Source organism: Leisingera sp., from assembly GCF_982940295.1.
The window spans coordinates 87,259-93,950 of the sequence record NZ_CEYXRG010000018.1 but is presented as its reverse complement, the minus strand read 5'-3'; the positions used below and the strand labels follow the sequence as shown (position 1 = coordinate 93,950).

At 68.1% G+C, this 6,692-nt stretch carries 7 protein-coding genes; 5 read left to right on the top strand and 2 right to left on the bottom strand.

Annotation, left to right across the window (positions count from 1 at the left end; translation table 11 throughout):
- The 5 genes from AC4HIX_RS16080 to AC4HIX_RS16060 form a co-directional block, all read left to right on the top strand.
- Positions 1–1,179 (top strand): ABC transporter permease (locus tag AC4HIX_RS16080; protein ID WP_490399723.1); only part of this gene is annotated, 1,179 nt, incomplete at its 5' end.
- 3 nt (positions 1,180–1,182) lie between these two features.
- Positions 1,183–2,385, top strand: coding sequence for an efflux RND transporter periplasmic adaptor subunit (locus AC4HIX_RS16075; protein ID WP_490399722.1), 1,203 nt, complete (start codon positions 1,183–1,185; stop codon positions 2,383–2,385).
- 61 nt (positions 2,386–2,446) lie between these two features.
- Positions 2,447–3,160 (top strand): VIT1/CCC1 transporter family protein, encoded by a 714-nt coding sequence (locus tag AC4HIX_RS16070; protein ID WP_490399724.1) that lies wholly within the window; start codon positions 2,447–2,449, stop codon positions 3,158–3,160.
- 61 nt (positions 3,161–3,221) lie between these two features.
- Positions 3,222–4,373, top strand: a complete 1,152-nt coding sequence (locus tag AC4HIX_RS16065) for a site-2 protease family protein (RefSeq protein ID WP_490399721.1) — start codon at positions 3,222–3,224, stop codon at positions 4,371–4,373.
- On the top strand, positions 4,370–4,948 hold the full coding sequence (locus AC4HIX_RS16060) for an NAD(P)H-dependent oxidoreductase (protein WP_490399720.1): 579 nt from the start codon (positions 4,370–4,372) through the stop codon (positions 4,946–4,948). Before AC4HIX_RS16065 ends, AC4HIX_RS16060 begins: the two co-directional genes overlap by 4 nt.
- Before the next feature lie 7 nt (positions 4,949–4,955).
- On the opposite strand, the gene AC4HIX_RS16055 is transcribed toward AC4HIX_RS16060, so the two are convergent.
- Positions 4,956–5,768 carry a formate/nitrite transporter family protein gene (locus AC4HIX_RS16055; RefSeq protein ID WP_490399719.1) on the bottom strand — a complete coding sequence of 271 codons (813 nt, stop codon included), beginning with the start codon at positions 5,766–5,768 and terminating at the stop codon, positions 4,956–4,958.
- Between the two features lie 36 nt (positions 5,769–5,804).
- Positions 5,805–6,650, bottom strand: a complete 846-nt coding sequence (locus AC4HIX_RS16050) for a universal stress protein (protein WP_490399718.1) — start codon at positions 6,648–6,650, stop codon at positions 5,805–5,807.
- Between the last annotated feature and the right edge of the window lie 42 nt (positions 6,651–6,692).

Below are 6,692 nucleotides of genomic sequence, written 5' to 3'. Positions count from 1 at the left end.
CCCGCGCCGCCGCGGTTCAGCCATTCGGCGGCGGACCGTGTGATGCGGCAGCTGCGGCTGTCGCAGCCTGCCATCATGATCCTGCGCAGCCTGCTGCGCTGGCCCGTGCGCAGCGCGATGACCGGGCTGGGACTGGCGCTGGCGGTGGCCTCGGTGGTGGCGTCGTCCTTCTTTGCCGATGCGCTGGACGAGATCATGGACACGGCATTCTACCAGAGCAACCGGCAGGATGCGGTGGTGATGTTTACCGAGGACCAGCCGGAAAGCGTGCTGGAGGAGATCCGTGCCCTGCCCGGTGTCCTGCAGGCGGAGGGGCAGCAGTACGCGGCGGCCATCCTGCGGCACGGGCCGCGGATGAAGCGGGTCACCATCGAGGCGCGGGTGCCGGACCCGGACCTGAGCCGGGTGGTGGCCAGCGATGGCAGCGTCGCCAATGCAGGTCCTGGCGGCATCCTGCTGAGCGAGCGGCTGGCAGAGCAGCTGGGCGCGGTGCCGGGAACGGTGGTGGAAGTGCAGTTCACCAGCGGGCGGCGCGAGACCCGGCAGCTGCCGGTGACCGGCACGGTCAAGCAGTATTTCGGGCTGGGCGCCTATATGGATCATGCCAGCCTGAACGCGCTGTTCCGGCAGGCGCCGCAGTATTCCGCCGCCAGCATTGCCATCGACCCCAGCCGGCAGGACGCGCTGTTCACCCGCCTCAAGGCGCTGCCCGCAGTGGCCGGGGTGCCAGTGATGACTGACATGCGCCGGTCGTTCCGGGAGGTCATTGCGCAGCAGGTGATTGTGATGAACACGGTCTACATCACCATTGCGGTGCTGATCACCATCGGCGTGGCCTACAACGGCGCCCGCATCCAGCTGTCGGAGCGCGCCCGCGAGCTGGCCAGCCTGCGCATCCTGGGATTTTCGCGCCGTGAGGTTTCTTTCATTCTGGCGGGGGAGATGATGCTGCTGGCGCTCTTGGCGCAGCCGCCGGGCTGGCTGATCGGTGCGGCGATCGCGCGGCTGGCGGTGGAGAACTTTTCCAGCGATGTCTACACCATCCCGCTGGTGCTGGAGCCTGCGGCCTTTGCCTCCGCCAGCCTGATCGTGCTGGCGGCGGCGCTGTGCTCGGTGCTGATCGTGCGGCGGCGGCTGGACCGGATGGACCTTGTGGCGGTGATGAAGACCAGGGAGTGAGAGATGTTTCCGAACCTGCGCAGCTTGCTTCTGTACCTGACCGGCGGCGGTGTGCTGGCGGCGCTGCTCTATGTGGCGCTGCGGGAGGAGCCGGTGGCGGTGGATCTGCATGAGGTGAAGCGCGGCAGGATGGAGATCACCATTGATGCCGATGGCGAGGCCCGGGTCCGCGACCTGTTTGAGGTGGCGGCGCCGATTGCCGGTACCGCGCGCCGCTCGCCGGTGCGGGCGGGGGACCGGGTGACGGCGGGCGAAACCCTGGTCGCGATTGTCGAGCCTGCCCGGCCGCATCTCCTGGATGCGCGCACCCGGGCGCAGGCGCAGGCGACTTTGCAGGAGGCGCAGGCGGCGCTGCATGTGGCGCGCGCCGATCTTCAGAAGGCCATCGAAGACCGCATCCTGGCGCAGAGCCAGTTTGACCGGGTGAAGGCGCTGGCGGAGCGCAATGTCGCCTCGCTGACGCGGCTGGAGGATGCGACCCAGCGGCTGGCGGTGGCCATCGCTGGGGAGGAGGCGGCCGGCGCGCGGGTGGACATGTCGCAAAGCACCCTGGCGCGGGCGGAGGCGGCGCTGATCCTACCGGAATCCGGCACGGAGGTGCCGGACAGCTGCTGTATCCGCATCCGGGCGCCCTCGGACGGGGTGGTGCTGTCGGTGGTCACCATCAGCGAGCGCCCGGTGCTGCCCGGCGATCTGCTGGTCACCATCGGCGATCCGCAGGATCTGGAGCTGGTGGCCGATCTCTTGTCCTCGGACGCGGTGCGGCTGGCGCCGGGCGCTCGCGCCAGCATCGAGCGCTGGGGCGGTTCCACACCCCTGGAGGCGGTGCTGGACCGGATCGAGCCGGTGGCGCGCACCAAGGTCTCGGCCCTGGGGATCGAGGAGCAGCGGGTGGATGTGTTCTTTGACCTGGTCACGCCGAAGGAGCAGCGCACCAGCCTGGGCGAGGGGTTTTCGGTCTTTGCCCGCATCATCGAATGGGAGGCGGAGGATGTGCTGCGGATCCCGGTCAGCGCGCTGTTCCGCGAGGGCGGCGGCTGGGCGGCCTTTGTGGCGGCCGAAGGGCGTGCCGCGGTGCGCCCGCTGACGCTGGGGCGGCGCAACGGCCAGGTGGCGCAGGTTTTGGAGGGGCTGGAGCCGGGCGAGCGGGTGATCCTGCATCCCGGCGAGGCGGTGGCGGACGGGGTGCTGATCATCGAGCGCTGAGCACAGCGGCGGCTTGACCTCGCTCAAGGCGGCGCAGGGCCGCTTGGCGGATCATGGGGCCATGAAAGCGGAACACGGGCACAGCAGGGAAGAGATCGCGCGCCGCCTGCAAGGCAGCAGGGAGGAGGGGCGGCTGCGCGATGCGGTTTACGGCGGCATTGACGGCGCGGTGACGACCTTTGCCATTGCGGCGGGGGTCGAGGGGGCGGGGTTTTCCTCCTCGGTTATCATCGCGCTGGGGATTGCCAATGTGCTGGCAGACGGGTTCTCGATGGCCGCGGCCAATTACCTGGGGACCAAGGCGGATCTGGATGACCGGCGGCGGCTCTACCGGGTGGAGCAGAGCCATATCCGCGACTATCCGGAGGGCGAGCGCGAGGAGCTGCGCCAGATCCTGGAGCAGCTGGGCCTCAGCGGCGAGGTGCTGGAGGGCGCGGTCAAGGCGGTGGCGGCCAAGCCCGAGAAGTGGATTTCGCTGATGCTGGCCAGCGAATACGGGCTGGGGCCTGCCGAGCCCAATCCGGTTGCGGCGGCGCTGACCACTTTCTTTGCCTTTATGCTGGCCGGGATCGTGCCGTTGCTGCCCTTTATCCTGGGGCTGCCGGATCCGTTCCTGATGGCATCCGTGGCGACCGGGCTGGTGTTCTTTGTCATCGGCGCCAGCAAGAGCATCTGGTCGCTGTCGCCGTGGTGGATTTCGGGGCTGGAAACTCTGCTGATCGGCTCCTGCGCGGCGGCGCTGGCCTATGGCGCGGGCAGCCTGTTCCGGGTTTGAGCCGGATCAAAGGGGGATCGGTGCGGCGGCGCTATATAGTGCGGCAGGAGGGGGGAGTTTCATGTTTCAAAACGCAGTCAGGATCGCGCGGCTGCAGGGGTTTGACATCAAGGTCGACCCTAGCTGGCTGCTGATCGCGGCGCTGATCACCTGGAGCCTGGCCACCCAGTTCTTTCCGATGTCTTATCCCGGGGCCGGGCAGGCGGTTTACCTGACGCTGGCGGTTCTGGCGATGCTGGGGTTCTTTGCCTCGCTGATCCTGCATGAGATGTCGCATTCCGTGGTCGCGCGGCGGTTCGGGGTGGAGATCAAGGGCATCACCCTGTTCATCTTCGGCGGCGTGGCAGAGCTGGGCTCTGAACCCAAGACCGCGGTCAGCGAGTTCTGGATTGCCATTGCCGGACCGCTGATGAGCTTTGCGCTGGCCTTTGGCTTCTGGCTGCTGGCGCAGATCGGCTGGGCGCTGGCGCCGGGCGGGGCGCTGAACCCGGTGCTGGGTTATCTGGCGCTGATCAACCTGGTGCTGGCGGTGTTCAACCTGGTGCCGGCCTTTCCGCTGGACGGCGGCCGTATCCTGCGGGCCTGGCTGTGGAGCCGCAGCCGCGACCTGCTGGCGGCGACCCGGACCGCCACCCGGATCAGCAGCTATTTCGCCTATGCGCTGATCTTTTACGGGCTGATCGGGCTGTTCTCCGGCAATCCGGTAGCGGCGCTTTGGCAGGTGCTGATCGGGGTGTTCGTGCTGTCGGCGGCCAAGGGCACCTATGCCCATCAGCTGCAAACCGCCGCCTTCAAGGGCAAGACGGTGGCCGACCTGATGACCCGTGATCCGGTGACCGCCGGTCCGGAGATCAGCCTGCAGGCGCTGGCGCATCAGGTGCTGCTGCCCGAGCGCAAGAGCTTTGTGCCGGTGGTGCAGCAGGGGGTGCTGCTGGGCTGCACCGACACGAAGGACCTGGCGCGGGTGCCGCAGGAGCGGTGGGCGCAGACCCCGGTGGATGACGTCTATCAGCCGCCCGACGGCAGCAACTCGGTGGCGCCGGACATGCAGGCCGGTGCGCTGATGCGGAAGATTTCGGAAACCGGGCGGCGCAAGTTTCTGGTCACGGACAAGGGCCGCTTGCTGGGGGTGATCACCCTGACGGACCTGACCGGATACATTGCCCTGCTGCAGGAGGTGCGTCAGCTGGGCGGCAAGGGGGAGAGCATATGACGCGGATACTGATCATTCAGGGTCACCCGGACAACAGCCAGGCGCATTTCTGCCACGCGCTGGCGCAGAGCTATGCCAAGGGCGCCAGGGACGCGGGCCATGAGGTGGAGGTCATCGGCGTGGCCGATAGCGGTGTCACTTGCCTGCGCAGCCGGGCGGAATGGGAAGCGGAAGAGATTCCGGACTATGTTGCCCGCGGCCAGCAGGCAGTCGCGGCAGCGGATCATCTGGTGTTTGTCTATCCGCTGTGGCTGGGCACTATGCCCGCGCAGCTGAAGGCCTGGCTGGAACAGGTTTTCCGCGAGCAGTTTGCCTTTACCGTTGGCGAAAAGGGCTGGCACCCCAAGCTGAAGGGGAAGAGTGCGCGGATCATCGTGACCATGGGGATGCCTGCGTTCTTCTACCGCTGGTTCTACTTTGCCCATTCGTTGCGCAGTTTCGAGCGCAACATCCTGAAGTTCTGCGGCATCAGGCCGGTCCGCTGGATGGTCTGCGGCATGGTCGAGGACAAGCGGTCGGAGCGGCGGCTGGCCTATCTGGCGGAGGCCGCAAGCGACGGGGCCGCGGCCCGCTGAGGGGGCGTTAAGGCTTGCGCTGCGGTTTTCCGGCGGCGGGGGCGGTGCGGCCCAGGTAGGCGAACCAATAGGCAAAGGCGACCCCGCCGGCGCCGCCCGCGATATTGCCCAGCGTGACCCAGAACAGGTTTGCGGCGGCGGCGTTCAGGGAAACATCGGCACCGGCGGCCCAGCCCTGCGGGAAGAAGAACATGTTGGCCACCGAATGTTCCAGTCCCAATAGCACAAAGGCAGTGATCGGCCAGAGCACCGCGAGGATCTTGCCCGCCGCCGTGCGGGCAGCGAAGGAGAGCCAGACCGCAAGGCAAACCAGCCCGTTGCACAGGGCGCCCCGCATGAAGGCCTCCACCGGGGAAAGGGTGGATTTCGCCTCGGCGATGCGGGCGGCGGTGGCGCCCACGGGACCTTCCAGCAGGCCGGTGAAGGCAAAGGCGGCGGCCAGCCCGGCGGCGCCTGCGAGGTTGCCGGCATAGACGATGGCCCAGCTGCGCCACAGCCGCCTGAGCCGGATCTTGCGGTCCACCGCGGCGATCACCATCAGCACGTTGCCAGTGAACAGCTCGGCCCCGCCAACGACCACCAGAATGAGACCCATCGAGAACACCGCGCCGCCCAGCACCCGCACCGGTCCTGACGAGGTGTCCGCGCCGGTCATCGCGGTGGTATAGGCGGCGGCGCCGAAGCCGATGAAGGCGCCTGCCAGCATCGCCAGCACAAACATCTGCGGCAGCGGCAGCCGGGCCTTGGCCACTCCTGCGGTCTCCACCAGCGCGGCGATCTCGGCGGGTTTATAGGCGTCGAACGGGGATTGGTCAGTCATTGGCTGCTCCCTTGCGGCTCTGGGCGGCGGGGCTGGTCAATGGGCGAACAGGACCGGCAGGGCCGTCTGCTCCAGCAGGCTGCGGGTGGTGCCGCCAAACACCGCCTCGCGCAGGCGGGAATGACCGTAGGCGCCCATCACCACCAGATCCGCCCCGGCCTCGCGGGCGCGGTCCTGGATGGCAGTGCCGGTGTCATGGCCGCCGCAGGGAAACTGCGACAGGGTGACAGTGCAGCCGTGATGGCTGAGCCAGGCGGCCATGTCCGCGCCGGGGTCCTCGCCGTCGCGCGTGTCGCTCATGTCCGGGTCGAAGCAGCCGATCACCACCTCTTCCGCCGTTTTGAAATAGGGCAGTGCGGCATGGGCGGCGCGGGAGGCGGACAGGCTGCTGTTCCAGGCCAGGAACACCCGTTTGCGGCCCGAGAAGGGGCTGCCGTTCACCATCAGCGGCACGGGTGAGCCGAACAGGATGCCGTGCACCGCATCGCGGAACACCTCCGGATCCTCGCGCAGGCCCTCTGCCGCCTCGGCGATGTCGCAGGTCAGCGCCCGGCGGGCGGCCATCAGACGGATGTCCGCGTCGCTGGCAGTGACATACTGCACGTCGCCAGGGGTGTTGCTGCGGGCCAGCAGCGCCTCCACCTCTGCCGCGCGGGCGGATTGGGCGGTGCGGCAGCCTTGCAGGGTTTCCAGCCATTCGTCCGGCACCGCCATTGCGCCATAGGCAGAGGCGCCATAGGCGAAATAGGGCATGCCGGGCAAGGTCTTGAGCAGCAGGCAGGCCAGGTGCGCCTGCTGTTCGCGGGCGGCCTCTGCGGCGGCGGTGATGGCGGTGTCGCTGGTGCTGCTGCTGATCGCAAAGAGCAATGTTCTGCGGTGCATGGCGGGCCTCCTCCCCGGTCGGCGCGGCAGATGCCAGTGTGC

What these genes read in the sequence shown, in the direction of transcription:
- AC4HIX_RS16060 (WP_490399720.1), top strand. Translation starts at nt 4,370, where the DNA reads ATGACGCGGATACTGATCATTCAGGGTCACCCGGACAACAGCCAGGCG.
- AC4HIX_RS16055 (WP_490399719.1), bottom strand. Translation starts at nt 5,768, where the DNA reads ATGACTGACCAATCCCCGTTCGACGCCTATAAACCCGCCGAGATCGCC.
- AC4HIX_RS16065 (WP_490399721.1), top strand. Translation starts at nt 3,222, where the DNA reads ATGTTTCAAAACGCAGTCAGGATCGCGCGGCTGCAGGGGTTTGACATC.
- AC4HIX_RS16050 (WP_490399718.1), bottom strand. Translation starts at nt 6,650, where the DNA reads ATGCACCGCAGAACATTGCTCTTTGCGATCAGCAGCAGCACCAGCGAC.
- AC4HIX_RS16070 (WP_490399724.1), top strand. Translation starts at nt 2,447, where the DNA reads ATGAAAGCGGAACACGGGCACAGCAGGGAAGAGATCGCGCGCCGCCTG.
- AC4HIX_RS16075 (WP_490399722.1), top strand. Translation starts at nt 1,183, where the DNA reads ATGTTTCCGAACCTGCGCAGCTTGCTTCTGTACCTGACCGGCGGCGGT.